Annotated in this window: 23 protein-coding genes and 1 pseudogene; 18 read left to right on the top strand and 6 right to left on the bottom strand. The window is 67.2% G+C overall.

Translation table 11 applies throughout. From position 1 onward, the window contains the following. Positions 1-13 precede the first annotated feature (13 nt). The 4 genes from hmgA to K7I12_RS13190 all read left to right on the top strand — a co-directional run bounded on the left by hmgA (position 14) and on the right by K7I12_RS13190 (position 3,472). Complete coding sequence (gene hmgA / locus K7I12_RS13205) at positions 14-1,321, top strand: homogentisate 1,2-dioxygenase (protein WP_231664391.1); 1,308 nt, start codon at positions 14-16, stop codon at positions 1,319-1,321. 35 nt (positions 1,322-1,356) lie between these two features. After that, on the top strand, positions 1,357-2,376 hold the full coding sequence (locus tag K7I12_RS13200; RefSeq protein ID WP_231664390.1) for a fumarylacetoacetate hydrolase family protein: 1,020 nt from the start codon (positions 1,357-1,359) through the stop codon (positions 2,374-2,376). 12 nt (positions 2,377-2,388) lie between these two features. Then, positions 2,389-3,030, top strand: a complete 642-nt coding sequence (maiA, locus tag K7I12_RS13195) for a maleylacetoacetate isomerase (RefSeq protein ID WP_231664389.1) — start codon at positions 2,389-2,391, stop codon at positions 3,028-3,030. A gap of 259 nt (positions 3,031-3,289) precedes the next feature. Further along, on the top strand, positions 3,290-3,472 hold the full coding sequence (locus tag K7I12_RS13190; protein ID WP_031382429.1) for a hypothetical protein: 183 nt from the start codon (positions 3,290-3,292) through the stop codon (positions 3,470-3,472). 33 nt (positions 3,473-3,505) lie between these two features. Here K7I12_RS13190 and K7I12_RS13185 read toward each other — a convergent pair whose 3' ends face one another. Together K7I12_RS13185 and K7I12_RS13180 are read right to left on the bottom strand one after the other, a co-directional pair. Continuing rightward, complete coding sequence (locus K7I12_RS13185) at positions 3,506-5,563, bottom strand: CocE/NonD family hydrolase (RefSeq protein WP_231664388.1); 2,058 nt, start codon at positions 5,561-5,563, stop codon at positions 3,506-3,508. Between the two features lie 67 nt (positions 5,564-5,630). Next, positions 5,631-6,932: an ATP-grasp domain-containing protein gene (locus tag K7I12_RS13180; RefSeq protein WP_031382427.1), complete on the bottom strand. Its 1,302-nt coding sequence runs from the start codon at positions 6,930-6,932 to the stop codon at positions 5,631-5,633. A gap of 281 nt (positions 6,933-7,213) precedes the next feature. Between K7I12_RS13180 and K7I12_RS13175 the strand changes: the two genes are divergently transcribed. Then, complete coding sequence (locus K7I12_RS13175; protein ID WP_031382426.1) at positions 7,214-8,080, top strand: RibD family protein; 867 nt, start codon at positions 7,214-7,216, stop codon at positions 8,078-8,080. Positions 8,081-8,238: 158 nt separating this feature from the next. Here K7I12_RS13175 and K7I12_RS13170 read toward each other — a convergent pair whose 3' ends face one another. After that, a complete protein-coding gene (locus tag K7I12_RS13170; RefSeq protein ID WP_031382425.1) occupies positions 8,239-8,490 on the bottom strand; it encodes a hypothetical protein in 252 nt (83 codons plus the stop codon). Positions 8,491-8,639: 149 nt separating this feature from the next. On the opposite strand from K7I12_RS13170, the gene K7I12_RS13165 reads away from it, so the two are divergent. Together K7I12_RS13165 and rapA are read left to right on the top strand one after the other, a co-directional pair. Continuing rightward, positions 8,640-9,437: a TlpA family protein disulfide reductase gene (locus tag K7I12_RS13165; protein ID WP_231664387.1), complete on the top strand. Its 798-nt coding sequence runs from the start codon at positions 8,640-8,642 to the stop codon at positions 9,435-9,437. Positions 9,438-9,552: 115 nt separating this feature from the next. Further along, positions 9,553-12,504 carry an RNA polymerase-associated protein RapA gene (gene rapA, locus K7I12_RS13160; RefSeq protein WP_031382423.1) on the top strand — a complete coding sequence of 984 codons (2,952 nt, stop codon included), beginning with the start codon at positions 9,553-9,555 and terminating at the stop codon, positions 12,502-12,504. Positions 12,505-12,529: 25 nt separating this feature from the next. Here the strand turns inward: rapA and K7I12_RS13155 are convergent, their stop codons facing one another. After that, positions 12,530-13,441 (bottom strand): TIGR01777 family oxidoreductase, encoded by a 912-nt coding sequence (locus K7I12_RS13155; protein WP_031382422.1) that lies wholly within the window; start codon positions 13,439-13,441, stop codon positions 12,530-12,532. 369 nt (positions 13,442-13,810) lie between these two features. Between K7I12_RS13155 and K7I12_RS13150 the strand changes: the two genes are divergently transcribed. The 7 genes and pseudogenes from K7I12_RS13150 (at position 13,811) to K7I12_RS13120 (ending at position 20,149) form a co-directional block, all read left to right on the top strand. Further along, entirely contained in the window at positions 13,811-14,722 is a 912-nt protein-coding gene (locus K7I12_RS13150) for a MerR family transcriptional regulator (protein WP_231664386.1), read from the top strand. Between the two features lie 34 nt (positions 14,723-14,756). Further along, positions 14,757-16,172, top strand: coding sequence for a deoxyribodipyrimidine photo-lyase (gene phrB, locus K7I12_RS13145; RefSeq protein WP_031382420.1), 1,416 nt, complete (start codon positions 14,757-14,759; stop codon positions 16,170-16,172). A 49-nt stretch (positions 16,173-16,221) separates the two neighbouring features. Next, a complete protein-coding gene (locus tag K7I12_RS13140; protein ID WP_031382419.1) occupies positions 16,222-16,650 on the top strand; it encodes a nuclear transport factor 2 family protein in 429 nt (142 codons plus the stop codon). 45 nt (positions 16,651-16,695) lie between these two features. Then, a complete protein-coding gene (locus K7I12_RS13135) occupies positions 16,696-17,493 on the top strand; it encodes an SDR family NAD(P)-dependent oxidoreductase (protein WP_031382418.1) in 798 nt (265 codons plus the stop codon). Continuing rightward, positions 17,493-18,263, top strand: a pseudogene (locus K7I12_RS13130) (NAD(P)/FAD-dependent oxidoreductase); the annotation flags it as partial. The gene K7I12_RS13135 and the pseudogene K7I12_RS13130, both read left to right, overlap by 1 nt. A 60-nt stretch (positions 18,264-18,323) precedes the next feature. Next, the gene (locus K7I12_RS13125; protein ID WP_442908058.1) at positions 18,324-18,872 is read left to right on the top strand and encodes a DUF1365 domain-containing protein; all 549 of its coding nucleotides are present in this window, start codon (positions 18,324-18,326) and stop codon (positions 18,870-18,872) included. Further along, the gene (locus K7I12_RS13120) at positions 18,869-20,149 is read left to right on the top strand and encodes an SAM-dependent methyltransferase (RefSeq protein WP_031382415.1); all 1,281 of its coding nucleotides are present in this window, start codon (positions 18,869-18,871) and stop codon (positions 20,147-20,149) included. Before K7I12_RS13125 ends, K7I12_RS13120 begins: the two co-directional genes overlap by 4 nt. Positions 20,150-20,167: 18 nt before the next feature. Here K7I12_RS13120 and K7I12_RS13115 read toward each other — a convergent pair whose 3' ends face one another. Further along, on the bottom strand, positions 20,168-22,021 hold the full coding sequence (locus tag K7I12_RS13115) for a putative bifunctional diguanylate cyclase/phosphodiesterase (protein ID WP_031382414.1): 1,854 nt from the start codon (positions 22,019-22,021) through the stop codon (positions 20,168-20,170). Here K7I12_RS13115 and K7I12_RS13110 point away from each other — a divergent pair. The 3 genes from K7I12_RS13110 (at position 22,020) to fabB (ending at position 24,152) form a co-directional block, all read left to right on the top strand. Beyond that, a complete protein-coding gene (locus tag K7I12_RS13110; RefSeq protein WP_150113065.1) occupies positions 22,020-22,208 on the top strand; it encodes a hypothetical protein in 189 nt (62 codons plus the stop codon). The two genes, K7I12_RS13115 and K7I12_RS13110, sit on opposite strands and share 2 nt — an antisense overlap. 197 nt (positions 22,209-22,405) lie before the next feature. Next, on the top strand, positions 22,406-22,921 hold the full coding sequence (gene fabA, locus K7I12_RS13105; protein ID WP_031382413.1) for a 3-hydroxyacyl-[acyl-carrier-protein] dehydratase FabA: 516 nt from the start codon (positions 22,406-22,408) through the stop codon (positions 22,919-22,921). A 13-nt stretch (positions 22,922-22,934) separates the two neighbouring features. Continuing rightward, the gene (gene fabB / locus K7I12_RS13100; protein ID WP_231664385.1) at positions 22,935-24,152 is read left to right on the top strand and encodes a beta-ketoacyl-ACP synthase I; all 1,218 of its coding nucleotides are present in this window, start codon (positions 22,935-22,937) and stop codon (positions 24,150-24,152) included. A gap of 128 nt (positions 24,153-24,280) precedes the next feature. On the opposite strand, the gene K7I12_RS13095 is transcribed toward fabB, so the two are convergent. After that, positions 24,281-25,660, bottom strand: coding sequence for an L-serine ammonia-lyase (locus tag K7I12_RS13095; RefSeq protein ID WP_231664384.1), 1,380 nt, complete (start codon positions 25,658-25,660; stop codon positions 24,281-24,283). A 142-nt stretch (positions 25,661-25,802) separates the two neighbouring features. Here K7I12_RS13095 and K7I12_RS13090 point away from each other — a divergent pair, with 142 nt between their 5' ends. Next, positions 25,803-26,723 (top strand): LysR substrate-binding domain-containing protein, encoded by a 921-nt coding sequence (locus K7I12_RS13090; protein WP_031382410.1) that lies wholly within the window; start codon positions 25,803-25,805, stop codon positions 26,721-26,723. Positions 26,724-26,915: the final 192 nt, after the last annotated feature.

Raw genomic sequence — 26,915 nt, 5'->3', positions numbered from 1 at the left:
ACGAGGAACGCTCATGAATAACAAACCGGAATACTTAAGCGGGTTCCGCAACCATCATGCCAGCGAGGCCCTGCCCGGCGCGCTGCCGGAAGGCCAGAACTCGCCCCAGCGCTGCCCCTACGGGCTCTACGCCGAACAACTGACCGGTTCGGCATTCACCGCCCCGCGCAGCCACAACCTGCGCAGCTGGCTGTACCGCATCCGCCCCTCGGTGGCGCAAAGCGCCTATCGCCCGCTTGCGCGCGGCCAGTGGGCCACGGCGCCACCGCACGAGCCGGCCGCCGATCCCAACCAGATGCGCTGGGATCCGCATCCGCTGCCCGACATCCCCACCGACTTCATCGACGGGCTGATGACGATCGCCGTCAATGGCGATGCCACGGCACAGACCGGCTGCGGCGTGCACGTCTACGCCTTCAACCGCGACATGACCGAGCGCTTCTGCTACGACGCCGACGGCGAGCTGCTGATCGTGCCGCAGCAGGGTGCGATCACGCTGCGTAGCGAACTGGGCGTGCTTGAGGTGGCTTCGGGTGAGATCGCCGTGATTCCGCGCGGGATCAAGTTCCAGGTCCGGCTCGCCGGCGGTGCCGAGGCGGCGCGCGGCTATGTCTGCGAGAACTATGGCAGCCCGTTCGAGCTGCCCGGTCTGGGGCCGATCGGCGCCAACGGGCTGGCCAACCCGCGCGACTTTCTGAGTCCGGAGGCGTGCTACGAGGACGTGACCGGCGAGTTCGAGCTCGTCGCCAAGTTCTCGGGCCGGTTGTGGGCGACCCGGCTCGACCATTCGCCGCTGGACGTGGTGGCCTGGCACGGCAACTACGCGCCCTACAAGTACGACCTGGCGCGCTTCAACTCCATCAACACGGTCAGCTTCGATCATCCCGATCCGTCGATCTTCACCGTGCTGACCTCGGCCTCCGACACGCCGGGAATGGCCAACATCGACGTCGTGATCTTCCCGCCACGCTGGCTGGTCGCCGAACACACCTTCCGTCCGCCCTACTTCCATCGCAACCTGATGAGCGAGTTCATGGGCCTGATCCACGGCGCGTACGACGCCAAGGCCGAAGGTTTCCTGCCCGGCGGGGCGAGCCTGCACAACAGCATGTCGCCCCACGGCCCCGACGCGGAGACTTTCGGGAAGGCGACGTCCGCCGAATTGGCCCCGCAGCGCCTGGGCGACACCCTGGCCTTCATGTTCGAGAGCCGCTACGTGTACCAGCCGACCCCGGCCGCCCTGGACGCCGACTTCCGCCAGCGCGACTACGTCGACGTGTGGGCGGGGCTGCGCTCGCACTTCACCCCCGACCAGCGCTGATTGATCTCCGACGACACAAGCATAAGGATCGTTTCATGAAACTCGCCACACTCAACCAGGGCCGCGACGGCCAGCTGATCGTGGTCTCCCGCGACCTGACCCGTGCCGTACGCGTGCCGCAGATCGCCGCCACCCTGCAGCAGGCCATCGAAGACTGGGAAACCCTTTCTCCCCGGCTAGACGCCGTCTATGGCGAACTCAACGCCGGCCAGGCCGCGGACGCCTTCGATCTCGACATGAGCGCGCTGCATTCACCCTTGCCGCGGACCTATCACTGGGCCGACGGCTCGGCCTACCTGAATCACGTGCAACTGGTGCGCCAGGCGCGCGGCGCCGAGATGCCCGAGATGTTCTGGAGCGACCCGCTGATGTACCAGGGTGGCGGCGACAGCTTCCTGGCACCGAGCGAGGATATCGAGGCGCTCAGCGAGGAGCACGGCATCGACCTTGAAGGCGAGCTCGCGGTGATCGTCGACGACGTGCCGATGGCCGTTTCGCCCGAGCGGGCCGCCGAGCACATCAAGCTCGTCATGCTGGTCAACGACGTCAGCCTGCGCGGGCTGATTCCCGGCGAGCTGGCCAAGGGCTTCGGCTTCTTCCAGGCCAAGCCGGCATCGAGCTTCTCGCCGATCGCCGTGACCCCCGACGAGCTGGGCGATGCCTGGCGCGACGGCCGGGTCCATCGGCCGCTGACCGTGCACCTCAACGGCGAGAAGTTCGGCGAGCCCGAAGCGGGCCCCGACATGATCTTCGGCTTTCCGCAGCTCGTCGCGCATGCCGCCAGGACGCGCCAGCTGGGCGCCGGAGCGATCATCGGCTCGGGCACCGTCTCCAATCCCGGCGCCGACGGCGGCCCCGGCAAGCCCGTCGCCGAGGGTGGGGTCGGCTACAGCTGCCTGGCCGAGGTGCGGATGGTCGAGAAGATCCTGCACGGCGAGATCACCACCCCCTTCCTGCGCTTCGGCGACCGGGTGCGCATCGAGATGTTCGACCAGCGGGGCGACAGCATCTTCGGCGCCATCGACCAGCGGGTCGTCCAGTACCCGACGAAGTGAGCGGAGGCCAGGATGAAACTCTACGGTTACTTTCGCTCATCGGCGGCCTACCGGGTGCGCATCGCGCTCAATCTCAAGGGGCTGGACTACGACCAGATCGCGGTCGATCTGACCGGCGGCGAGCAGCGCGGCGCGGACAACCTCGCCCGCAATCCCCAAGGGCTGGTGCCGACGCTCGAGACCGATGACGGCACGCGGCTGACCCAGTCGCTGGCGATCTGCGAATACCTCGACGAGCGTCACCCCGAACCGCCGTTACTACCCACGGACGCCGAGGGGCGCGCCCGGGTACGCGCGCTGGCTCAGGTCGTCGCCTGCGAGATCCACCCGCTCGACAACCTCAAGGTGCTCAAGTATCTGACCGGCGAGCTGGGCCTCGACGAGACCGCCAAGCTCGGCTGGTATCGGCACTGGATCGCCGAAGGCTTCGGCGCGCTGGAGGCGCTGCTCGCCGATTCGTCCGCCAACGGCGCATTCTGCCACGGCGACACGCCGACCCTGGCCGACGCCTGCCTGGTGCCGCAGGTCTTCAATGCCCGGCGCTTCGAGTGCGAGCTGAGCGCCTACCCGACGATCCGGCGCATCGCCGAGCGCTGCGACACGCTGACGGCCTTTCAACGCGCGGCGCCCGGCGCGCAGCCGGAGGCCCGTTGAGTCGAGAAGAAGATCGAGAACCAGGCCACCAATAGATTCAGTAGCTCGAAGTGCCCCATGAAGGAGATCTGGGCGTCCAGGCGTGCCCTTCGATGACAGAAGCCGTTCGCGTCGTCAGCGCCGGATCAGAAAGCCGATACTTTCCAGCTCATCGTCCTGATCGCCAAGCCGTTATTTTTCGTTTAGAAAACCATGTTTCTCAGCGCGCGTAACTCTTCCATGCTGATTGTGTACTTATGTAATCGGAATGGAGGCTGTCATGACCCAGCGAAGCTTCAAGATCACCCCCGCCACGCTCGCCCCCCGCGGTCGCCTCCAGCAGCCGGACTACTGGCTGTTGCTGGAAACCACCGGCGGCAAGGTCCGCGAGATCGATCGTTACCCGACCTACCCCGAGGCGGTCCAGGCCAACCGGGAGGTCTGCGAACGTCAACTGCACTGACCCGCCGCGCTACTCGCGACCTGGTGGCGAACGCTAAACCAGGTCGCGAGGTATTTCCTCGTCCCAGCTCTTGGCGAATACCCGGCTATCGCCTTCGTAGGCGTCGAGGGTGGCGCGCAGGCGGAAGTTGTCGGCGTCCGAAGTCATCAGCGTGCGGGTCACGGTGCGCACCTGCCAGTCGCCGCGTCGGAAATGGCGCTCCCATTCGGTCCAGCCGCTGAGGCTGTCGTAATTGCCGTAGGCATAGCTGTAGCGCTCGGTGACCCGCACGGCGAGCTCCAGGTCGATGTCGTCGAGCCGATAGACGCCTGCGTCGTTGACCACCTCGAGGGTGGTGCGATCGTTGGCCAGATCGCGGATCACCCGCCAGGCCTCCTGGCTCGGCTGGATCAGCGTGCACGCCAGCGGCGGCGCGCCTTCCGGCATGGCGAAGGCCGGCAATGCCGCCTCCTCGGCCGGGTTGGGCTCGCGGCACGGCAGGATCAGCCGGCTCGAGGCCGGATGCAGGGTCAAACGCACCGGCCGTGGCGAGGGCCAGGCCAGCGGCCAGTAGCTACTCGACAGCGACAGTCGCAAGGCATGCCCTACCGGGAACTGCTGGGCGATGTGCTTGAGCGGGATGCGCACCCGGTAGCGCCTGCCCGGCTCGAGCGGCTCGGGATGCTCGTCGCTGTCGCGGTGGGTGAGGTTGAGCAGGCCGTACGAGACCCGGGTGGCCTTGTCGTCCACGGCGATGTCGTTCAACCGCAGGGCGATCATCGCCACCGGCTGGTCGGCCTCGAGTTCGAGCTCGGCCACCGGCTGGCCGCAGATCTCCAGCGTCTCGCCGAGCGGCCGGGTCTGGAAGATCAGCGCGCCGCCATCCTCGTCGCGCTGGTCGTGGGGCAGGTCGGGGGGCGCATTGTAGGAACACCACTTGCCGGCGTAGAGGCCGACGAACAGCGGCGAACGGATCGTCAGCGGAACGTCGTCGACCTCGGGCGCGGCGGCGCCCGGCGCGGCGGCGATCTGGGCGACATCGGGGACCAGATCGTGGCCGCTGGTCAGGCGAAAGGATTGAGGCACGATCGTCGGCGACGGCCAGCTCGGCTCGCTGACCCAGCGTCCGGGGCGCACCTCGTAGCGCGCCGAGGGCGGCACCGAATCCTGCATCCAGACCCGCAGCATCGGCTCATCCATGATCCCGGTCTGCTGGCCTTTCAGCCAGTAATCCCACCAGCGCAGCGTCTCCTGCAGAAAACCGATCGCCGGGCCCGGCACGCCAAGGTGCGGGTACTTGTGCGCCCAGGGCCCGACCAGGCCCTTGCGCGGCACGTCGAGCCCTTCCAGCAGGCGGAACACGGCATTGCAGTAGCCATCGGCCCAGCCGCTCACGGCGTAGACCGGGCAGCGGATCCGCGCGAAGTCCTCGCCCACCGAGCCATGCTTCCAGTAGGCGTCGCGGCGCTGATGGGCCAGCCAGGTCGCCAGCCACAGGCCGCTGCCTTCCAGGCGCTGCTGCCACAGCTCGCGCCAGCGCTCGCCGACCAGCGCCGGGTCGGGCGGGCTGGCGTTGGCATCGAACATCGTCGAGGCCCACGACAGGTTGTCGCCGAGTAGACAGCCGCCCATGTGGTGAACATCGTCGGCGTAGCGGTCGTCGGTGGAGCACAGCGTGATCACCGCCTTGAGCTGGGGCGGCTGGAGAGCGGCGATCTGCAGGCCGTTGAAGCCGCCCCATGAGATGCCGATCATCCCCACGTTGCCGTCGCACCACGGCTGGCGTTCCAGCCAGTCGAGAATCTCGACACCGTCGTCGAGCTCCTGCTGCAGGTACTCATCGGTTAGCACGCCATCCGATTCGCCGCTGCCGCGAATGTCGACGCGCACCCCGGCATAGCCGTGACCGGCCCAGTAGGGGTGGGTCTGGGCATCGCGCTGGGCGGTCAGGTCACGCTTGCGGTAAGGCAGGTATTCGAGGATCGCCGGTACCGGCCGCTGTTCGGCATCCACCGGCCGCCAGATGCGTACCGCCAGCCGGCAACCGTCGGCAAGCGTGATCCAGGTCTCCTCTTCGTGAACCCGGCGTGGAAAGTCGCTGACGATGCGCATGGCGGTCCCTTATCGTGTCGTTATTCGGCATGGATGCTTTCAGGGTAGGCGAAGCGCCGCGCGGCGTTCAGCCAATGACCTCCTCGAATTCGAACGTCAGCGATTCGGCAAGCGCGGTGTAGTCGGCGAGCAGCGCCTCGTCGCTGTCGGCGCCCATCCAGATGTGCGCCAGCGCGAAGCTGTAGCTGTCCTGCTCGGGCAACGTGGAAAGCCGGGTACCGAGGCCGACCTGCAGGGCGATCACGCACCCCGGGAAGCGTTGCTGCAACGCGTCGATCTCTTGAACACTGGGTACCCGCGTGACCACGGCATCGACGAAGAACACCCGATAGAAGAACTTTCCCGCCACCTCGTAAGCGCCCTCTGCCGTGGGCATGTCGGGGCGCTGGCCCAGCGCCAGGTCGACGCTGACCTGCTGATGGCTGACCCCGTCGACCTTCTCGAACAGATCGCAGTGCGACTGGGAAATGCGCGTGTTGATCTCGAGCAGCCAGATGCGGTTCTGGACTTCGTCCCAGAAGAATTCGACGTTGAACGCGGCGTTGTCGTAGCCGATATGGGTCATGATGGTGGTGGTCAGCTCGCGCATCTTGTCCTGGATGTGAGTCGGCAAGCGCGAGGGGTAGCGGTAGTAGAAGAAGCTCAACACCTGCGGGTAGCGAATCGAATCGACGATGCCGTAGGGCACCACCTCGCCCTGGAAGACGTAGCCTTCCACCGTGCACTGCCAGCCGCCGATGATCTCCTCGGCCATGCAGAAGCCGCCGTCCACCGCGCGTACCGCGTCGGGCAGGTTGGCCTGTTCGAGGATGAAGTTGAACGGCTCGGAAATCAGCCCGATATCCTCGCGCAACCGGGCGATCGCGGCACCGAAGTCCTCGGGACTGTCGATGCGAAAGCCCAGCCGCGAGCCCGATGACTTGATCGGCTTGACGAAGAACGGGAAGTACAGCCCCGCCTCGCCGATACGCGACAGCGCGCTATCGTCGAATGGGTCGAAGGCGGTGAAGCGCGGGATGTAATTGCCGATCACCTCGCGCTGGGTCAGCCGACTCCAGTACTTGTGCTCGCACTTGAGCAGGCTCTCGAGGCTGGCGGTCGGTGTGGCGTAGCGCTCGCACAGCAACGGCAGCATGGTCGAGACGGGGAAGTCCATGTAGCCGACGATGGCGTCGATGCGCCCCGCGAAGGCGTCCAGTTGCGCCGTGGCCTGGTTCAGCATGGCCTCGATGGGGAATATTTCGGTGTCGTAGACCGCTTCCGGTTCGATCACGCCATGAAAACGGTACTCGCTGGCGCCGCGGAGGTGCTCGAGACGCTCGCGATTGAACGCATTGAGCCCGACGACGAAGACGTTGCGCGCATCCATCGCTGCCTCCCTGGCACCCGAACGGGTCGCCTGTGAGTGATCTCGTGCGAGAACGGAACGCCGCCTCGCGGCCACTATCGCCAAGCAGCCGCCCCACCCGACAGGCGACCCGTCGCATGGGCCATACCTGCTACAGCGTTATGCTCAAGATAGCCGCTGGCGGCGAGCCAAAAGTATGAAAATAGTCATCCTCGGCGCCAAACGCGGCGCCGATGCGCGTGCTATCGTGCCATTCGCAGTCGCCATCGAATCGACCTGGAAAGCATTTGGAAAGCACGGCCATGACACTCCTCAGGCTCTATCCCGCCCCCACGCAGGCATGCACGCTGGAAGGGCTCTATCTCGACACGCCGCTCGATCACGCCCCGCACGCCATCCCCTTCGTCTACAGCAACTTCGTCACCAGCCTCGATGGCCGGGTCGCCGTGGAGGACGCCGCGGGCCACGACGAGGTGCCGACGAGCGTCGCCAACCGCCATGACTGGCGGCTCTATCAAGAGCTTGCGGCACGCGCCGACGCCCTGCTGATCGGTGGACGCTACTTCCGCCAGCTGGCCGAAGGGCGCGCCCAGGCCGCGCTGCCGGTGGCCGACGACCCGGCCTTCAGCGATCTGCTGGCGTGGCGCCGCACCCAGGGCTTGCGGCCTCAGTCCGATGTGGTGGTGCTCAGCAATACGCTCGACTTCCCGCTACCCGAGACGCTGCTCGAGCAGGGCCGGCGGGTATTGATCTTCATCGCCCGCTCGCTGATCAGCGCCGAGCGGCGCGATCGCCTGGCCGCCCAGGGGGCCGAAGTGATCGGCCTGGACGCCGAGCCGGACGCCGCCAGCATCACCGGCGAGCTCGACATATGCCAGGTCGTCCGGCGACTCGGCGAGCGCGGCTACCGGCGGATTTATTCGGTGGCCGGTCCTTATTCACTGCATTCGCTGCTGCGCCATGGCGTGCTGGATACGCTGTTCGTCACCCAGCGCCTGACGATGATCGGCGGCGAGCGTTACCAGAGCCTGCTCGAAGGCCCGGCGCTCGCTGCCCCGGTCGGCTTGTCGCTGGCCAGTCTCTATTATCAGCAGGACGTCGACGGGGGCGCCGGGCAGCTCTTCGCCCGCTTCGACCGGCGCGCATCCGCCGAGGCGGCGGGTCGCTAGCCAAAGCCGATAGGCGGATTGCGCTGATCAGCAGTGGTACATTCCTGAATCAGCGCCGGTTGGCACAAGTATCGCTTGCCAATGAATGAACGCCGGCGGTGAGCGACAAGGAGCGTATCGCGTTGGGTGCGCAGGTTGATCGTCAGCCGCGAAAGCGCTCAATCCGCGGATTCGCGCTCACGGCGCGCCGCGCCGCGCCGGGCGCGCTCCGCCGCCTTGCGGCCGCGGTTGTAACGGTACTGGCGGATCCCCGCGATGCTCAGCGCGGCAAGCAGCATCGCCGCCAGCGTTGCTCCCTGCCAGGGCCGCGCGGCGTCGCCGAGCACGGTTTCCAGGGTAATGATCAGGATGAAGCCCAGCGCCTGGCTGGCGATCGCCAGGGCGCGCAGGCCATCGTAGCGCTTGGCCATGACAGCGACTCCGGTGACGCAACGTAGCGTCGTGCGATGATCAGGGCGGATGACAGCGGGGCCGCGGCCCCGTAGGCTGGCCATTGTAGCCTGCCAGCACAGCGCTGACGACGCGCCCGTCCGCCGTCCCGCATGGAACCTTGTCGCTCATGGACGCCATCGCCCTCGGGCCATTGCTCATCGCCCTGCCGCGCCTGTACGCCTTCGTCAGCGCCGGGTCGCTGCTGCTCGCCAGCGCATTGCTGCTGCGCCTGCCCGCCACGCAACGCGGCCGCTGGTTCAACGGCCTGTTGCTCGCTGCGCTGTTTGGCGCGCGGCTGGGCTACGTGCTGCTCCATGCCGACAGCTATCGCGCCGCGCCGCTCGATGCCTTCAAGCTGTGGCAACCCGGCTATCTGCCGCTCGCGGGCTTATTGGCCGGCGCGGCCTGGACGTCGTGGTCGCTGCGTCGCCGGCCTCGCCAGGCATTCACCGCCCAGGGCCTGCTGATCGTTGCTGCCGGGTTGTGGGCCGGGCTGATGGCCTGGCAACCGCTCGCTTCGGAGGCCACCCTGCAACGCTTGCCCACCATCACTCTCGACGCGCTCGACGGCGACCGGGTGGCACTTGCCGAGCTCGCGGACAAGCCGCTGCTGATCAACCTCTGGGCCAGTGGCTGCCCGGCCTGTCGGCGTGAGCTGGCGCTGCTCGCCGAGGCTGCGCAGCGCGGCGATGTGCGGGTGGTGACGGTCAACCAGGGCGAGAGCCTGCTCGAGGTCGCGCGCTACCTGGACCGACAGGCCCTGGACCTGCCGCTGACGCTGCTCGACCCGCGTCAGCGGCTGACAGCGCTCAGCCAGGCCCCCGGATTACCGACCACGTTGTTCTATTCGGCCGACGGCAGGCTGCTGACCCGCCATGTCGGCGAATTCGGCCGCGCCCAGCTCGACGCCTGGCTCGACCGTTAAGCGCTTAATTGCCGCTGGAGATTGCTGTACCATACGCGCCCCGTCGCCGACCGGCCGCCCGCCATCGCCGGCGGCCGGGACGCAACGCACCGTATTCCTGAGCATCCGAGGCACCATGAGCGAATTCATTCCCGGTCAGCGCTGGATCAGCGACGGCGAGGCCGACCTGGGCCTGGGCACCATCCTCAACGTCGATGCGCGCAGCGTCACCGTGCTTTTCGCGGCCAGCCAGGAGACGCGCACCTACAGCGTGCGCCAGGCGCCGCTGACCCGGGTGATGTTCGGCAGCGGCGACCGTATCGAGTCCGCCGACGGCAGCCAGCTGAGCGTCGACGACTCCAAGGAGCGCGACGGCCTGGTGGTCTATATCGGCCAGGACGCTGCCGGCGAGTGGCACGAACTCTCCGAGACCGAGCTCTCCGACCGCATGCCGTTCAACCAGGCCCGCGACCGGTTGCTGACCGGTCAGGTCGACCGCAACGACTGGTTCGACCTGCGCTTTCGCACCCTGCACCATCATCATCGCATCAGCCAGAATCCGGCGCTCGGCCTGGCCGGACCCAAGATCGACCTGATCCCCCACCAGCTGTACATCGCCGACGAAGTCTCGCGGCGTCACGCCCCGCGGGTGCTGCTCGCCGACGAGGTCGGCCTGGGCAAGACCATCGAAGCCGGGCTGATCCTGCACCGCCTGCTGCTCAACGGGCGCGCCGAGCGCGCGCTGATCCTGGTCCCCGACAGTCTGACCCACCAATGGCTGGTCGAGCTGCTGCGGCGCTTCGCCCTGGATGTCACGCTGCTCGACGAGCAGCAGAGCCAGGCCCACGGCGAGGCCAATCCGTTCGACGCCGGCCAGCTGATCCTGGCCAGCCAGCAATGGCTGTTCGCCAACCCGCACCGCCAACGCCAGGCCGAGGCCTGCGCCTGGGACCTGCTGATCGTCGACGAGGCCCACCATCTCGACTGGTCGCCGGCGGCCAGCGGCCCCGGCTACGACTGCGTGGAGCGCCTGGCGCGCGCCGTGCCCGGCCTGCTGCTGCTCACCGCCACTCCCGAGCAGATGGGCATGCACAGCCACTTCGCCCGGCTGCGTCTGCTCGACCCCGACCGCTATCATGACCTGGCGCGCTTTCGCGCCGAAGAGGCCGGCTACGTACAGGTCGCCGAGGCGATCGACGCGCTCGAGCGGTTGCCCGGCGACGCCGCGGCGCAATCCAGCGCCGCCGCGGTGATCGACGATGCCGACAGCCAGGCGCTGCTCGCGACCCTGGCCGACCCGCAGAGCGACGCCGCCCAGCAGCGCTCCGCCCGCGCTCAGCTGCGCGAGCAGTTGCTCGACCGCCACGGCACCGGCCGAGTGATGTTTCGCAACAGTCGGCGCCACGTCGGCGGCTTTCCCCCGCGCCACCTGCACGTCGCCCGGCTCGAGGCGCCCTCGGCCTATCGCCGGGTGCTGCGCAAGCTCGAGCGCGACGAGGACCACCTCGACGAGCTGCTGATCGAGACCGGCCTCGACCACCCCGATCTCATGCTCTATCTCGACACCACCTACCGCGCGCTGAGCGACGTTTCGCCGGGCGACGATCCGTTCAATGCCGAGCCCTGGTGGCAGATCGACCCGCGCGTCACCTGGCTGCTTGAACACCTCACCGGGGTCGGCCGCGACAAGACGCTGGTGATTGCCCACGACCGCGCCACCGCCGTCGAGCTGGCCGAGGCGCTGCGCGTGCTCGGCGGCATCCATGCGCCGGTGTTCCACGAAGGGCTGACGCTGGTCGAGCGCGACCGCGCCGCGGCGTCCTTCGCCGACGAGGAGGACGGCAGCCAGGTCATGGTGTGCTCGGAGATCGGCTCCGAGGGGCGCAACTTCCAGTTCTGCCGCCACCTGGTGATGTTCGACCTGCCCCAGTTGCCCGACCAGCTCGAGCAGCGCATCGGTCGCCTCGATCGCATCGGCCAGCGCCACGCCATCGAGATCCACGTGCCGGTGTTCGCCGGCAGCCCCGGTGAGCGGCTGTTGCGCTGGTATCGCGAGGGCATGGATGCCTTCGACGCGCCGCACGGCGTGGGCAGCGAACTCTACGCGGCGTTCGGCGACGCGCTGGCCGAAGCGCTGCTCGACGACGACGCCCTCGAGGCGGTGATCGACGAGACCCGCGCGCTGTTCGAGACCCGCCTGGCCGAGCGCGATGCCGGGCGCAACCGCCTGCTCGAGCTCAACGCCTGCCGCGGTGAGCGCGCCGCAACGGTCGCCGCGTCGATCCGCGAACTCGACGCCGACCGCGCGCTGCCGCGCTACCTGGATCAGGCGTTGGATATCTTCGGCGTCGACAGCCAGGAGCTCGGCAGCCAGCTCGTCCACCTGCGCGCCGGGCCGCACATGCTCGACGGCCTGCCGGGGCTGGCCAAGGGTGAGGAGGGCTTTACCGCGACCCGTTCCCGCGAGCGGGCACTGGCCCGCGACGACGTCCAGCATCTGTCGTGGGAACATCCATTGATCCGCGAACTGATGGGCCGGATTCTCACCGGCACGCTGGGCAACACCGCGCTGGCGCTGCTCGATCATCCATCGATCCCCGCCGGGCGGCTGATGGCCGAGCTGGTCTTCGTCACCGATTGCCCGGCCCCCAAACGCCTGCACGTCGATCGCTTCCTGCCGCCCACCGCGGTGCGCGTGCTGCTCGACGAATCCGGCGCCAATTTGTCCGCCAAGGTCTCGTTCAGCGGGCTGGCCAAGAACCTGCAGAAAGTCAAGAAGGCGGTCGCCCGCGACCTGATCAAGTCGCGCCACGCTCAGCTGCGCGAGCTGCTGGAAAAAGGCGAGCTCGAGGCCGAGCGCGAGCTGCCGACGATCGTCGAGGCCGCCCAGCAACGCATGCGCGGCGTGCTCGACGACGAGCTGTCACGGCTGCAGGCCCTGGCGCGTCACAACCCCGCGGTGCGCCAGGACGAACTCGATGCGCTGCGCAACGAGCGTCAGGCCCTCGATGCGGCGATCGAGGGCGCGCGGCTGCGCCTGGACGGCGTGCGGGTGATCGTCACCGTCGACCGCGAGACCCGCCGCTGACGACCGGCAGCGGCGTGGCGAGCAACTAAGCCGCCGCGCGCCCGCGCCGGAGAATATCGGCCAGCGCCGCGTCGAGGGTCTCGTAATTGAAGCGGAAACCGGCGTCGAGCAACCGCCGCGGGCGCATGTCGGCGCCGCTCAGCAACAGGTGCGACATCTCGCCCAGGCCCAGCTGCAGCAGCGGTGCCGGCACCGGCATCAGTGCCGGGCGGTGTAATTGCCGGGCCAGGGTGGCGGCGAATTCGGCGTTGCGCACCGGGTGCGGCGCCGAGGCATTGAAGGCACCGCTCAGGGTATCGTGATCGAGCAGGAACTCGATGCTGCGTACGTGATCCTCGCGGTGGATCCACGGCATGAACTGACGGCCGTCGCCGAAACGTCCACCCAGGCCCATCCTGAACGCCGGCAGCAGCTTGGCCAGCGCCCCGCCGCCGGCATCGAGCACCAATCCGGTGCGCAGCAGCACGACTCGCACGCCATGGCGCTCGGCCTCGTGAGCCTTGGCTTCCCACTGGGCGCACAAGCGGTGCGCAAATTCCTCGTTGGGCGAGGTCGTCTCGTCCACGGCACGCTGGCCCTGGTCGCCGTAATAGCCCATCGCCGAACCCGAGATCATCACCCGCGGCGGCGTGCTCGACTGTCGGCACAGATCCACCAGTTGCTGGGTGACGCTCAGCCGCGAGTCGAACAATCGCCGCTTCTGGGCCTCGCTCCAGCGCTTGCCGGCGATCGGCTCGCCGGCCAGATTGACGATCGCCTCGGGCTCGCGCTGGGCGAAGGCGGCCACCGTGTCGCGAATGTCGCAGCCTTCGGGCAGCCCCTGCCTGGCCGAATCCGGCGTTCGCGACAGGACCATCAGCTCGTGGCCGTCTCGCGCCAGTCGCCGGCAGAGTAGCCGCCCCACGAAGCCGCTGCCTCCCGTGATCAGAATACGCATGGCGCCTCCTGTCGTTGCCTGTATCGCGACGCGACGGCGGCGTCGCGGATGAACCGGCGACACGTATCGAACGCTGCGGGCGGATGCCTGGCTGAGCGAGCCTCTGCCGCGATTCGGTGCGTGTCGAGTTATACGGCTATTGTACGTCTCTGATAGTCTAGTCAGTGGCCGTCGCACTTGCCCAGCCACGCCTAGTGCAGGCCAGTGCAGGCCGACGCCGCATCAGCCATATAAACGGGAACAGTTGTACAAAGCCATTATTTTGTATAACTCTTAATCCACTCCTGTCGGCATCGCCGCTATGTACAGGACACGACCGCTTCCGGGACCAGAGGCGGTATCGCCAGACAGCTAGGGACACGCGTGCGCATGATCAATGACCAGCCCATGGGACACGCCGGCTCGGCGCTGTATCCGATTCGCGAAGTCTCGCGCTTGACCGGCGTCAACGCGGTGACGCTGCGCGCCTGGGAGCGCCGCTATGGCTTGATCCGCCCGCAACGCACCCCCAAGGGGCACCGGCTCTACGCCCGCGAGGACATCCAGCGCGTCGAGCGCATTCTCCATTGGCTCGACCGCGGCGTACCGGTCAGCCAGGTGCGCGATCTGCTCGACCGTCCCGACAAGACCGAGCAGATCGCGATCGACGAGGGCGACTGGGTCGGCCAGCGCCAGCAATGGATAGCGGTGGTCGAGGCGCTCGATGTGCAGGGCCTCGAAGGGTTGTTCAACCAGGCCCTGGCGCTCTATCCCGCCGAGGTCTGCCTGATGGAGATCTGGCAGCCGGTCGTCAAGCAACTCGAGGAGCGCTGGCATGACCAGTTGGGCGCCGCCGTGCAGCGCCAGCTGCTGGAAAGCTTTCTGCGCACGCGTGTCGGAACGCGCCTGTATCACGCCAATCAGTACGTGCATGGACCCTTGCTGTTGCTCTCGCGGCTATCCGACGAGGCCGACCGGCTGGGCGTACTCTTGCTGGCGCTGGCTGCCAGCGCCGCCGGCTACCGCATCCAGCTGTTCGACACGCCGGCGCCGCTCGGCGAGTGGACGCTGGTCATGGAACGCCTGGGTGCCGCCGCGCTGCTGTTGACCAGCGACCGCGCCGAAGGCAACGAACTGATGCGCCGCCACCTGCCGCGGCTCGCCGGGCAGCTCAAGGCGCCGCTCTGCCTGGCCGGCCCGGTCACACACATACGCGCGACCGAGCTCGAAACCAGCGTCATCCAGCCCCTCGGCGACATGCCGGTCGCGGCGATCGAGCGTCTGCGCAATATACTCGACTGACCCAGCCGGCCCATGCCGGCGACAGGAGGCGTCAATGGCCCGCCAATTGATGTGGTTTCGCAGCGACCTGCGCACCCTCGACAACACCGCGCTGGCCGCCGCAGCTCGGCGCGGCCCGGTGATCGCGGTCTTCCTGCACTGCCCCGAGCAGTGGCGCGGGCATGGCCACGGCGCCAACAAGATCGATTTCCTGCGCCGCGGTGTAAAGGCGCTGCGCGACGCCCTGGCCGGGCTCAACATTCCGCTCGTCCAGCGCGACATCGGGCGCTTCGAGGCCGCGCCGCAGGCGCTCGTCGCGCTGGCCCGCGAACACCATGCCGAGGCGCTGCACTTCAATCGCGAATACCCGCTCGACGAGCGTCGCCGCGACGCCGCGGTGGGCGACGCCTGCCAGGCGATCGGGCTCAGCGTGCACGGCTACACCGACGGGCTGGCCTTCGAACCGGGCGAACTGCTTAGCGGCCAGGGCGATTACTACCGGGTCTTCACGCCGTTCGCCAAGGCCTGGCACCGCCGCATCGACGCCGCGCGCCTGGCGCTGCGCGATACGCCCGCTCCCCAGACTCGCCAGCCGATCGCCGGCGATCCCCTGCCCGAGGCGCCCGAATACCCGGAGCGCCCGGTCGATGCCGCGCTGTGGCCCGCCGGCCAGGAAGCCGCCGCCGACCGGCTGGCGCGTTTTCTGCGCTTTCGTGCGCGCCACTACGCCGAACAACGCGACCGTCCGGCGCTGGCCGGTACCAGCGAGCTGTCGCCCTACCTGGCGCTGGGCATGCTCTCGCCGCGCCAGTGCCTGCAGGCTGCGATGAGCGAGAACGACGGTCATCTCGGCGATGGCGACAAGGGACTGACCAGCTGGATCAATGAGCTGGTGTGGCGCGAGTTCTACCAGCACATCGTCGTCGGCTTTCCCGAGGTGTGCCGTTACCGGCCCTTCCAGACGCATACCGACAAGCTCGCCTGGCGTCACGACGACGCGAATTTCGCCGCCTGGTGCGAGGGGCGTACCGGCTATCCGCTGGTCGACGCAGCGATGCGCCAGCTGGTGCAGACCGGCTGGATGCACAATCGCCTGCGCATGGTGACGGCGATGTTCCTGACCAAGCACCTGTTGATCGACTGGCGGCGTGGCGAGGCGTTCTTCCTGGGTCACCTGGTCGACGGCGAGTTCGCCGCCAACAATGGCGGCTGGCAGTGGGCGGCCTCCACGGGCACCGATGCGGCGCCCTATTTCCGCATCTTCAACCCCACCACTCAGGCCAGCCGCTTCGATCCCGACGGCCGATTCATCGCGCACTACCTGCCCGAGCTCGCCGACTTGCCGGCCAGGGCACGCCACGCCCCGCCGCGCGATGGCCTCGGCACCAACGGCTACCCGGCGCCGATCGTCGATCACAAGGCCGCTCGCCTGCGGGCGCTCGACGCCTTCAAGGCGCTTGCCAACGTCTGACCCGCCGGCGCAAGGCGGCGCACCGTCTTAATACGACAAGGAGAAAGCGATGGTCATCGACCCGCCATTGGAGGCCTTTTGCACCTTCTACAAAAAATTGGACAAAAGCTGTACAAAGAATCTGCCCGAGATTTACACTGAGGATATCCGCTTCATCGATCCATTCCAGCGGATCGACGGCCTCGCGGCACTGACCGGCTACTTCGACGCGCTCTACGCCAGGCTCGAATACATCCATTTCGAGTTTACCCAGCGTCAGCGACACGCCGATCAGGCGTTCGTCTGCTGGACCTTGACCCTGGTGCATCCAAAGCTGGCCAGCGGCCGTAAGGTAGCGGTAGAGGGCTGTTCGCGATTGCGCTTCCGGGGCGATCGGGTCTGCGAACACCACGACTACTTCGATGCCGGCGCCCTGCTCTATGAGCACCTGCCATTGTTCGGTACGGCTATTCGCTGGCTCAAGCGGCGCCTGGCCTGAACCGCAGCTCGCTCGTCGAGCGCCCCGCTGATGAGGAGGATCGAGATGACAGTATTGAGCGGACAGCGGCGCATCTGGCTGACCGGCGCCAGCTCGGGCATCGGCCTGGCGCTGGCCCGGCGACTGCTCGCGCAGGGCCACCGCGTGGCGCTCAGCGCGCGGCGTCGCGAGCCGCTCGAGCGACTGGCCAGCGGCTACCCCGACGCACTGGTCGTGCCCTGCGACATCACCGACCACGGCTCGGTCGCCGAGGCCGCCCGCCGCATCGACACGGCCTTCGCCGGCCTCGACCTGCTGCTCCACGACGCGGGTACCTGCGAATATCTCGACGCTCGCCACTTCGACCTGGCGCTGATCGAGCGCGTGCTGGAGGTCAACCTGCACGGCGCGCTGAAGGTCATCGACGCCGGCCTGCCGTTGCTGCGCCGCGCCCGCGACGAGCACGCCGGCCGGCCACTACTGGCCGCGGTATCCAGCGCCGCGGCCTACCTGCCGCTGCCACGGGCCGAAGCCTATGGCGCGTCCAAGGCCGCGCTCAGCCATTTCCTCGAGTCGCTGCGCATCGACCTGGCCGACGAGGCGATCGACGTCAGCGTGATTCACCCCGGCTTCGTCGAGACCCCGCTCACCGCGCGCAACGATTTCGCCATGCCCCTGCGCCTCGACGCCGATAGCGCCGTCGATGCGATTCTCGAAGGTCTCGAGCGGCGCGACCTGGACGTGCATTTCCCGCGCCGTTTCACATATCTGATCAAGCTGCTGGGCAGCCTGCCGCCGGGGCTGCGCCTGCGCCTGGGGCGGCGCATCGCCGGGCGCAAGCGTCGTACGCAGGCGGGCGCGTAATGGCCAGCGGGCAACGCATCGCCGTGATCGGCAGCGGGATCAGCGGCCTGAGCGCCGCCCATTACCTGTCGGCGCAGCATCGGGTCTCGCTGTTCGAAGCCGCGCCGCGCCTGGGCGGACACACCGCCACCGTCGAGGTATCGCTGGCGGGTCGCGATTATGCCATCGATACCGGCTTCATCGTCTTCAACGACCGCACCTATCCCCACTTCCAGCGCCTGCTGGCAGAGCTGGATGTCGCCTCCCAAGCCACCGAAATGAGCTTCTCGGTGCACGAGGCCCACCGCGACTTCGAATACAATGGTCATTCCCTGCGCTCGCTGTTCGCCCAGCGCCGCAATCTCGTCAGCCCGCCCTTCTATCGCCTGCTCGGCGACATCCTGCGCTTCAATCGCGCGGCCAGCGACGATCTCGACGCCGGACGGCTCGATCCGACCATCACGCTGGGCGAGTATCTCGACGCCGCCGGTTTTGGCGACGCCTTCCGCAGGTATTATCTGCTGCCCATGGGCGCAGCCATCTGGTCGGCGAGCATCAGCGAACTGACGCGCTTTCCGGTGGCGTTCTTCGTGCGCTTCTTTCGCAACCATGGCTTGTTGTCGCTCAGCGACCGGCCGCAGTGGCGGACCCTGACCGGTGGCTCGAGCCGCTATATTCCGGCGCTGACCCGACGCTACGCCGAGCGCATTCATCAGCGCTGCGCGGTCTCGCGCATCCGTCGCGACGCAGGCGGCGTCGATCTGAACACGGCGCTGGGTGCGGCGCGCTTTCGCCGCGAGGACTACCTCGGCCCTCACGACCGACCGCTCAAGCAGGCGGTATAGGAGCGCCTGGCCAGCGAGCTGGGCGGCGACCTGGCCGCGGCGGCGGATGGCCGGGTGTGCATGCTCGCCCAGTTGCGGCTGTGCGGCGTGACCTTCAATCCGCTCACCCTCTACTACGCCTATGACCGCCACGAGCGACTGCGCGCGGTCCTCGGCGAGGTCACCAACACGCCCTGGGGCGAACGCCACGTCTACGCCTGTGCCGTCGATCCTGCCCGTCATCTGCACGGTGCAACGTTCACCAAGGCGCTGCACGTGTCGCCGTTCAATCCCATGGACATGGACTACCGGTGGCGCTTCAACGCCCCCGGTGAACGCCTCTACCTGCACATGGAGAACTGGCAGGCAGGCACGCGCCATTTCGACGCCACCCTGACGTTGACGGCACGACCGGCAACCCGCCGGGTACTGCTCGAGACGCTGTCCCGCCAGCCGTGGATGAGCCTCAAGACCGTCGCCGCGATTCACTTCGAGGCGCTGCGCCTGTGGGCCAAGCGCGCGCCGGTCTACACTCGCCACCGCCGCGGCTCCGGCCATCGGGAGAATTCGCCATGACCTCGCTTCGCCCGCCCGCCCCACGCCCCGCCAAGCCCTCCGTCTCGGGCGTCGAGCGGCTGGCGTGCTGGCTAAAGCCACGCCTGCTGACCCAGCTCGACCGACTCGAAGGAGGACACATCACGCTGATCGAGGCCGACGGCGAGTGTCGCCAGTTCGGCCGCGGCGGGCCGCTCGCGGCGTGCGTCACCGTGCACCGCGAGCGCACCTGGCGACGTCTGGCGCTGGGCGGCACCGTGGGTGCCGGCGAGGCCTACATGGACGGCGACTGGGACAGCGACGACCTGGTTACGCTGATCCGGCTGTTCGCCGCCAACCTCGAGCGCGTCAACGGCTCGATCGAGAACGGCAGCGCGCGACTCGCCCGCTGGCTGTCCGGCGCGTGGCATACGCTAAAGCGCAATACGCCACGCGGTTCCCGCCGCAACGTCAGCGCCCACTACGACATCGGCAACGAGCTGTTCGAGCTGTTTCTCGACCGCCGTCATCGCATGTATTCGAGCGCGCTGTTCCCGCATGCCGAGGCGAGTCTCGAGGAGGCCTCGACCTGCAAGCTGGAACGCCTGCTCGACACGCTCGATGTCGGCGCCGACCATCATCTGCTGGAAATCGGCACCGGCTGGGGCGGGCTGGCGATCCATGCCGCCCGGACCCGCGGCTGCCGCGTCACCACCACCACCCTCTCCGCCGAACAATACGCGTATGTCGCCCGGCGCATCGCCGAGGAGGGGCTGGAGGATCGCATCACGCTGCTGAAGCAGGATTATCGCCAGCTCGAGGGGCGTTTCGACCGGCTCGTCTCGGTGGAAATGGTCGAGGCTGTCGGCCACCAGTACCTGGGCACCTACCTGGCGACGCTGGATCGGCTGCTCAGCGACGATGGCCTCGCCGCGCTGCAGGCGATCACCATTCGTGATCAGCGCTTCGAAGCCGCCAAGCGCGAGGTCGACTTCATCAAGCGCCATGTGTTTCCGGGCGGCTTTTTGCCGTCGCACAGCGCGATCCTCACGGGGCTGGCGCGGCACACCACATTCAACCTGCTCGATCTCGAGGAGATCGGTCCGCACTATGCACGCACCCTGCGCGAGTGGCGCGAGCGCTTCGAGGCCAATCTTGAAAGCGTGCGCCGGCTCGGCTACGAGGAGCGCTTCATCCGTCTGTGGCGCTACTACCTGTGCTATTGCGAGGGCGGCTTTCTGGAGCGTTCGATCGGCACCTGCCAGTTGCTGCTGGCCAAGCCCGGGGCACGGCGCGGGCCGCTCACCGGCCAGCCATGAGTCTGCGCCAGCGCTCGCTCAGGTCGTCGACGAGGACTTGAGCGCAGCACTCGACGCGGCCTTCAGATAGCGCGCCTCGATGGCCTCGGCCGGCTCCGGCCGGGCGAACAGGAAGCCCTGGGTGATCGGGCAGCCGTGGGCGACCAGGAAATCGCGCTGGGCCTGGGTCTCCACGCCCTCGGCGACCACTTCGAGGCCCAGCCCTTCGGCCATCGCCAGCACCGCAGACACGATGGCGGCATCGGCGACATCCTCGGGCAACGCCCGGATGAAGGCACGATCGAGCTTGAGCTTGTCGATCGGCAGGCGTTTCAGGTAGGCCATCGAGGAATAGCCGGTACCGAAGTCGTCGATGGCGATCGGGTGGCCCTTGGCGCGCAGCGCCTCGAGGCGCGGCGAGATATCCCCCGCGCGCTCGTCGAGCAGCACCGATTCGGTAAGCTCCAGGCCGAGCATGCGCGCCGGCATGCGGTGCCGGGCCAGTGCCGTGGCAAGCCGCGCCTCGAGATCGCCCTGGATCAACTGCAGCGCCGAGATATTGACCCAGATCGGCACCCGCGGCATGCCGCCGGCGTACCAACTGGCCAGTTGGGCGACGGCCCGCTCGATGACCCAGTTGCCGAGCGCGGTCATCAGACCGTGACGTTCGGCCAGTGGAATGAAGTCCCCCGGCGAGACCATGCCCAGCTCGGGATGGCGCCAGCGCAACAGCGCTTCCAGCCCGACCATGTCGCCGTCTTTCAGACGGTGCTGGGTCTGGTAATAGAGTTCCAGTTGATCGCCCTGGGCCAGGGCACGGCGCAGATCGTTGACCATCGCCAGCTGGCGGTCGCCGGCGACTTCCAGCGAGGGCCGAAAGCGCCGATCGTGATTGCGGCCGTGGCGCTTGGCCGAGTACAGCGCCGACTCCAGGCGCTGGAATAGCACCCCTGAATCGTTGCCGTCGTCGGGCGCCCGGCAACTGCCGATGGTCAGGCCCAGGCGCAGCGAGCTGTTGTCGATCTCGAACGGCTCGCTGAGATGCTCGCGCAGCCCGGCGACCCACTTTTCGTGATCGTCGAAGGTGGTGGTACGAATCACCATGAACTCGTCGCCGCCCAGCCGGCCGACGACGCCACCGGCGACGAAGGCCGCCAGCCGCTGGCCGAAGCGCGCCAGCAGGCGATCGCCGCTATCGACGCCCAGGCCGTCGTTGATCGCCTTGAAGCCGTCGATGTCGATCAGCGCCATGTCCAGCCCCTCGCCGGCACGCAGCCGGTGAAGGCGCGAGGTCAGCAGGTCGTGCAGCCGGCGGCGATTGGGCAACCCGGTCAACGGGTCCTCGAAGCCGATCCGCCGCAGGTCCTGTTCGCGCGCCTTGTGCCGGGATATGTCGGTGAACAGGCCGACGTAGTGGCTGATCCGGCCCTTGTCGCCGGTGCACGCCTGGACCCGCAGCCATTCGGGGTACTGATCGCCATGCTTGCGCTGATTCCAGATTTCGCCTTCCCAGCGCCCGATGGCATCCAGGGTCTGCCAGTAGCGTTCATAGAAGGCCTTGTCGTGGCGCCCGGACGACAGCGTCGAGGCATCCAGCCCCAGCACTTCCTCGCGGGTGTAGCCGGTAATCTGGGTGAAGGCCGGGTTCACGCTGATGATGCGGTTGTGCCGGTCGGTAATGATCACTCCATCGCCGGACAGCTTGAGCGCCTCTTCGCTGAGCTGACGGCGACGATGCTCGCGCTTGACCTGGCGCCAGCCATCGAACAGGGCCACCATCACCATGGCCAGCGCGGCCATGCGCAGCGACACCAGCGGCAGCCAGCTCATCGCCGCCAAGGCGGCCAGGCCCATCCAGGTCAGCGGGCGATTAAGGGTGAAGGTGGGCCACATGGCTGCTCGTCTTGAAGGTGGGATTCGCGCGACAAATACTGGCATCATGCCCCGCGCGTCAAGTCTGGCGCAAGCTGCTAGCAGTCTGTCGGATTTGACCGATCGTCGCGAGAAAAGCGGATTTCGAGACAAGTTGATCGATCTGATGAGGCGAATAGCGCGCTATTTAACGAATCAGAGCGAATGAAATTGGCTGAAAGCCCGGGTTTCGCAGCAGATCAGCGTTAAGTCCGACAGGCTGCTAGGCCACTAATGTCGGCATTGCGCGACGCCATCACCCCCGCTAGCCTTGGGGCCGGCGTGCATTCACCTCGCGGTGCCAGTAAACTAGCCCCGTCTGCGCCGAGTGCGTGGCACAACAACTCGGATTCTCGGAATGACTCAGTGACCAAGCAACACTCTTTCAGCTACGAAGAACTGCTGGCGTGCAGCCGCGGCGAACTGTTCGGCCCGGGCAACGCCCAGCTACCGGCTCCCAACATGCTGATGCTCGATCGCATCACGCAGATTCACGAGGCCGGCGGTGAGTACGACAAGGGCGAGTTGATCGCCGAACTGGATATTCACCCCGACCTGTGGTTCTTCGACTGCCACTTTCGGGGCGACCCGGTGATGCCTGGCTGCCTTGGCCTGGATGCCATGTGGCAGCTGGTCGGCTTCTACCTCGGCTGGCTGGGCCATCCGGGCCGCGGACGCGCGCTGGGCTGCGGCGAGGTCAAGTTCTCGGGACAGATCATGCCGGATGCCGACAAGGTCACCTACCGGATCAACCTCAAGCGGATCATTACCCGGCGGTTGATCCTGGGCATCGCCGACGGCACCGTCTCGGTCGACGGTCGCGACATCTACCAGGCCAATGACCTGCGTGTCGGCTTGTTCACCTCCACCGCGAATTTCTGATCAGGAGGCTTCCATGAAACGAGTGGTAGTCACCGGCCTGGGCATCGTTTCCTGCCTCGGCAATGACCAACATCAGGTTTTGGATGCCCTTAGAAGCGGCCGCTCCGGCATTCGCTTCAAGGACGACTACGCCGAACGCGGATTCCGCAGCCATGTCGCCGGCGTGGTCGACATCGACCTGGATGCGCTGGTCGACCGCAAGCTGCGCCGTTTCATGGGCGACGCGGCCGCCTACGCCTATGTATCGATGGCCCAGGCCATCGAGGACGCTGGGCTGACCCCCGAGCAGGTGTCCAACGAGCGTACCGGGCTGATCGCCGGCTCCGGCGGCGCCTCGAGCGCCAATCAGGTCGAGGCCGCCGACGTGTTGCGCGAAAAGGGCCTGCGCCGCGTCGGCCCTTATCGGGTCACGCGCACCATGGGCAGCACCGTGTCGGCGTGCCTGGCCACGCCGTTCCAGATCAAGGGGGTCAATTATTCGATCTCCTCGGCCTGCGCGACCTCCGCCCACTGCATCGGCAATGCCGTCGAGCAGATCCAGCTCGGCAAGCAGGACGTGGTGTTCGCCGGCGGCGGCGAAGAGGAGCACTGGACGCTATCGTGCCTGTTCGACGCCATGGGCGCGCTGACCACCGGCTACAATGACCGCCCCGAGCAGGCCTCGCGGCCCTACGACAAGGGCCGTGATGGCTTCGTCATCGCCGGCGGTGGCGGCATCGTGGTGCTCGAGGAGCTCGAGCACGCCAGGGCGCGCGGCGCCAGAATCTACGCCGAGGTGGTCGGCTACGGCGCGACCTCCGACGGCTACGACATGGTCGCGCCCTCCGGCGAAGGCGCGGCGCGCTGCATGCGCCAGGCCATGGCCACGGTCGACGGCAGCATCGACTACATCAATACCCACGGCACATCGACGCCGGTCGGCGACGTCGCCGAACTCAAGGCGGTCCGCGAGGTATTCGGCGATCGCACCCCAGCGATGAGCTCGACCAAGTCGCTGACCGGCCACTCGCTGGGCGCGACCGGCGTTCAGGAAACGATTTATTCGCTTTTGATGATGAAGCACGGTTTCGTGGCCGCCTCGGCCAATGTCGAGACCCTCGACGATCAGGCCGAAGGCTTCGATATCGTCACTCAACGCCGCGACGACGTAACGCTCGAGCGGGTGCTGTCCAACAGCTTCGGCTTCGGCGGCACCAACGCCTGCCTGGTGCTGCAGCGCCTGCGGGACTAGCCCGCCGCGCTTGACGGATGGCTCAACGAGATCGCCCCGCCTGAGCGGGGCGAATTCATGGGCGATCCGTGCCGGTGCGTTTCAGCACAGCCTGACTGAGGCGGCTTCGCAGTCGCTACGCGGGACCATCAGCATTCGATGGCATTGACCGCCAATCCGCCCCGCGAAGTTTCCTTGTACTTGTCCTGCATGTCGGCGCCGGTATCGCGCATGGTGCGGATCGCCTTGTCGAGCGAAACGAAGTGCTCGCCGTCACCGCGCATCGCCATCTGCGCGGCATTGATCGCCTTGACCGAGGCGATCGCGTTGCGCTCGATACAGGGCACCTGAACCAGCCCGCCGATCGGGTCGCAGGTCAAGCCCAGGTTGTGCTCGAGGCCGATCTCCGCGGCGTTCTCGACCTGCTCGGGCGAGCCGCCCATGAGTTCGGCGAGACCCGCCGCGGCCATCGCGCAGGCCGAGCCGACCTCGCCCTGACAGCCGACCTCGGCGCCCGAGATCGAGGCGTTCTTCTTGCACAGGATGCCCACCGCCCCCGCGGTAAGCAGGAAATCGACCACGTCACGCTCGCAGGCGTCGGGCTGGAACTTCATGTAGTAGTGCAACACCGCGGGAATGATGCCCGCCGCGCCGTTGGTGGGCGCGGTGACCATGCGCCCGCCGGCGGCGTTTTCCTCGTTGACCGCCAGGGCGAAGACATTGACCCAGTCCATCGCCGAGAACGTCGAGGCGATCAGACTGGGACTGTCCTCGACGGCGATCAGCCGCTGATGCAGTCGCTTGGCGCGGCGTCTGACGTTGAGCCCGCCGGGCAGCATCCCCTCCTTGTCAAAGCCCTGATCGACGCAGGCGCGCATCGCTTCCCAGATTCGCCACAGCCCGTCGCGAATCGTCTGCTCGTCGCGCCACGCCTGCTCGTTGGCGAGCATCAGCTCGCTGATGCGCAACCCGTGAAGGCGGCACAACGCCAACAGTTCGGCGGCCGAATCGAAGTCGTAGGGCAAGCGGGTCGTGTCGCTATCCAATTCGCCGGCCTGGGCCTGACGCTCGTCGATGACGAAGCCGCCGCCCACCGAGTAGTAGGTGTTTCGATACAGCTCACCGGCATGGCCGTGGGCGATCAGCCGCATGGCATTGGGATGGTGCGGCAAGCTGTGCTCGTAGAGTTGCATGTCGCGCGCCCAGACGAAGGGTGTCGCCAGGCGACCGTCGAGCAGCAGGGCCTGCGCCTCGAGCAGCTCCTCGATACAGGGCGAGATGATCGCTGGATCGATATGCTCGGGACGTTCGCCCATCAACCCCATGATCACCGCACGGTCGGTGCCATGACCGATGCCGGTGGCCGACAGCGATCCATACAGTTGCACCTCGATGCGCGCAACACGCTCCAGCAGGTCCGCGCCGCGCAGGCTCTCGACAAAATCATTGGCGGCGCGCATCGGCCCGACGGTATGCGAACTCGAGGGGCCGATGCCGATCTTGAACAGGTCGAACACGCTGATGGCCACGTTGCCTCCCCCTGTCTATGACAGGCTTAAGATCAATATCGCTAAAGCCAAGATTGGCCCGGCGGGTTTGACGCTAGCCTGAACTGGGAGTATATGAGGTACAAGCGAGAATAATTTGCCTATCTTTTAGAATAGCTAAACCATGAGCCGAACACTCAATGCCCAGACCCACGCCTGGCTGAAGGTCTTCGCGGTCAGCGCGCGGCATCTGTCGTTCACCCGTGCCGCCGAGGAGTTGCATGTCACCACCGGCGCGGTCAGCCAGCAGATCAAGCAGCTCGAGGAACGGCTGGGCTTCAAGCTGTTTCGCCGCCTGCCACGCCGCCTGGAACTCACCGACGAAGGCCGGCGCCTGGCCGGCGTGGTCGACGACGCCTACCAGGCGGTGGGTCTCGAGGTTCATCGGCTGCGCTCGGGGCTGATGAGCGGCATCCTGCGACTGCGCGCGGTGCCCTCCTTTCTGGCCAAATGGCTGATGCCGCGCCTGCCGAGGCTGCAGGCACGCTTTCCCGACATCGAACTGCACATTGCCGCCGAGGACAGCAGCCTGTCGCTGCGCGACGGCGATTTCGACCTGGCGATCGATCTCAACGACGGCCACTACCCCGGGCTTGCGATCACCCCGCTGATGGACGAGATGATCTTTCCGGTCTGCGCGCCCGCGCTGATGCGCGGCCGTCCGCCGCTCTCGCGACCCGACGACCTGGCCTACTATCCGCTGCTGCACGACATCACGGCCTGGCGCGGCAGCCACGACTATGCCGAATGGGAGCATTACCTCAAGGCGATCGAGGCCGGTCACGTCAACGTGCGCCGCGGCTACACCTTCAATCGCAACCAGCTGACCATGGAAGCCGCCATCGACGGCATGGGAGTCGCCATCGCCCGCCGCACGCTGATCACCAACGAGCTCAAGACCGGGCAACTGGTGGCCCCGTTCGCGCAACGCGTGGCCACCGACAAGCGCTATGGCATCGTGCACGCTCCTGGCGCGCTGGACGATCGTCGCATACGCGCGGTCCACGACTGGCTGGTCGAGGAAGCAGGTCGTCAGTCAGTCTGAGCCAGCCAATACGCAGCCGCCCATGGATGCGCCACAAAAAAGCCCGCGAGCCAAGCTCGCGGGCTTTTTTGCGTGTGCGCCAGGCATGGCGCGCAGCGCCTGAGTGGCGCTGTTCCCGAGGGTGGTGCCTCGGGATGACTTGGGGGTGAAAGTCCCCTGTACGCCCGGCAAGGGGAAGTACTAGCCGACGGC

This window comes from Halomonas sp. IOP_31 (assembly GCF_021151495.1).
Taxonomy (GTDB): domain Bacteria; phylum Pseudomonadota; class Gammaproteobacteria; order Pseudomonadales; family Halomonadaceae; genus Modicisalibacter; species Modicisalibacter zincidurans.
The sequence above is the reverse complement of the archived record's forward strand: the minus strand, read 5'-3'. Positions and strand labels throughout refer to the sequence as shown.

Excerpts from the sequence above, each read along its gene's own strand:
- hmgA (WP_231664391.1), top strand. The coding sequence starts at position 14 with ATGAATAACAAACCGGAATACTTAAGCGGGTTCCGCAACCATCATGCC.
- K7I12_RS13200 (WP_231664390.1), top strand. The coding sequence starts at position 1,357 with ATGAAACTCGCCACACTCAACCAGGGCCGCGACGGCCAGCTGATCGTG.
- maiA (WP_231664389.1), top strand. The coding sequence starts at position 2,389 with ATGAAACTCTACGGTTACTTTCGCTCATCGGCGGCCTACCGGGTGCGC.
- K7I12_RS13190 (WP_031382429.1), top strand. The coding sequence starts at position 3,290 with ATGACCCAGCGAAGCTTCAAGATCACCCCCGCCACGCTCGCCCCCCGC.
- K7I12_RS13185 (WP_231664388.1), bottom strand. The coding sequence starts at position 5,563 with ATGCGCATCGTCAGCGACTTTCCACGCCGGGTTCACGAAGAGGAGACC.
- K7I12_RS13180 (WP_031382427.1), bottom strand. The coding sequence starts at position 6,932 with ATGGATGCGCGCAACGTCTTCGTCGTCGGGCTCAATGCGTTCAATCGC.
- K7I12_RS13175 (WP_031382426.1), top strand. The coding sequence starts at position 7,214 with ATGACACTCCTCAGGCTCTATCCCGCCCCCACGCAGGCATGCACGCTG.
- K7I12_RS13170 (WP_031382425.1), bottom strand. The coding sequence starts at position 8,490 with ATGGCCAAGCGCTACGATGGCCTGCGCGCCCTGGCGATCGCCAGCCAG.
- K7I12_RS13165 (WP_231664387.1), top strand. The coding sequence starts at position 8,640 with ATGGACGCCATCGCCCTCGGGCCATTGCTCATCGCCCTGCCGCGCCTG.
- rapA (WP_031382423.1), top strand. The coding sequence starts at position 9,553 with ATGAGCGAATTCATTCCCGGTCAGCGCTGGATCAGCGACGGCGAGGCC.
- K7I12_RS13155 (WP_031382422.1), bottom strand. The coding sequence starts at position 13,441 with ATGCGTATTCTGATCACGGGAGGCAGCGGCTTCGTGGGGCGGCTACTC.
- K7I12_RS13150 (WP_231664386.1), top strand. The coding sequence starts at position 13,811 with ATGATCAATGACCAGCCCATGGGACACGCCGGCTCGGCGCTGTATCCG.
- phrB (WP_031382420.1), top strand. The coding sequence starts at position 14,757 with ATGGCCCGCCAATTGATGTGGTTTCGCAGCGACCTGCGCACCCTCGAC.
- K7I12_RS13140 (WP_031382419.1), top strand. The coding sequence starts at position 16,222 with ATGGTCATCGACCCGCCATTGGAGGCCTTTTGCACCTTCTACAAAAAA.
- K7I12_RS13135 (WP_031382418.1), top strand. The coding sequence starts at position 16,696 with ATGACAGTATTGAGCGGACAGCGGCGCATCTGGCTGACCGGCGCCAGC.
- K7I12_RS13120 (WP_031382415.1), top strand. The coding sequence starts at position 18,869 with ATGACCTCGCTTCGCCCGCCCGCCCCACGCCCCGCCAAGCCCTCCGTC.
- K7I12_RS13110 (WP_150113065.1), top strand. The coding sequence starts at position 22,020 with ATGGCTGCTCGTCTTGAAGGTGGGATTCGCGCGACAAATACTGGCATC.
- K7I12_RS13115 (WP_031382414.1), bottom strand. The coding sequence starts at position 22,021 with ATGTGGCCCACCTTCACCCTTAATCGCCCGCTGACCTGGATGGGCCTG.
- fabB (WP_231664385.1), top strand. The coding sequence starts at position 22,935 with ATGAAACGAGTGGTAGTCACCGGCCTGGGCATCGTTTCCTGCCTCGGC.
- K7I12_RS13090 (WP_031382410.1), top strand. The coding sequence starts at position 25,803 with ATGAGCCGAACACTCAATGCCCAGACCCACGCCTGGCTGAAGGTCTTC.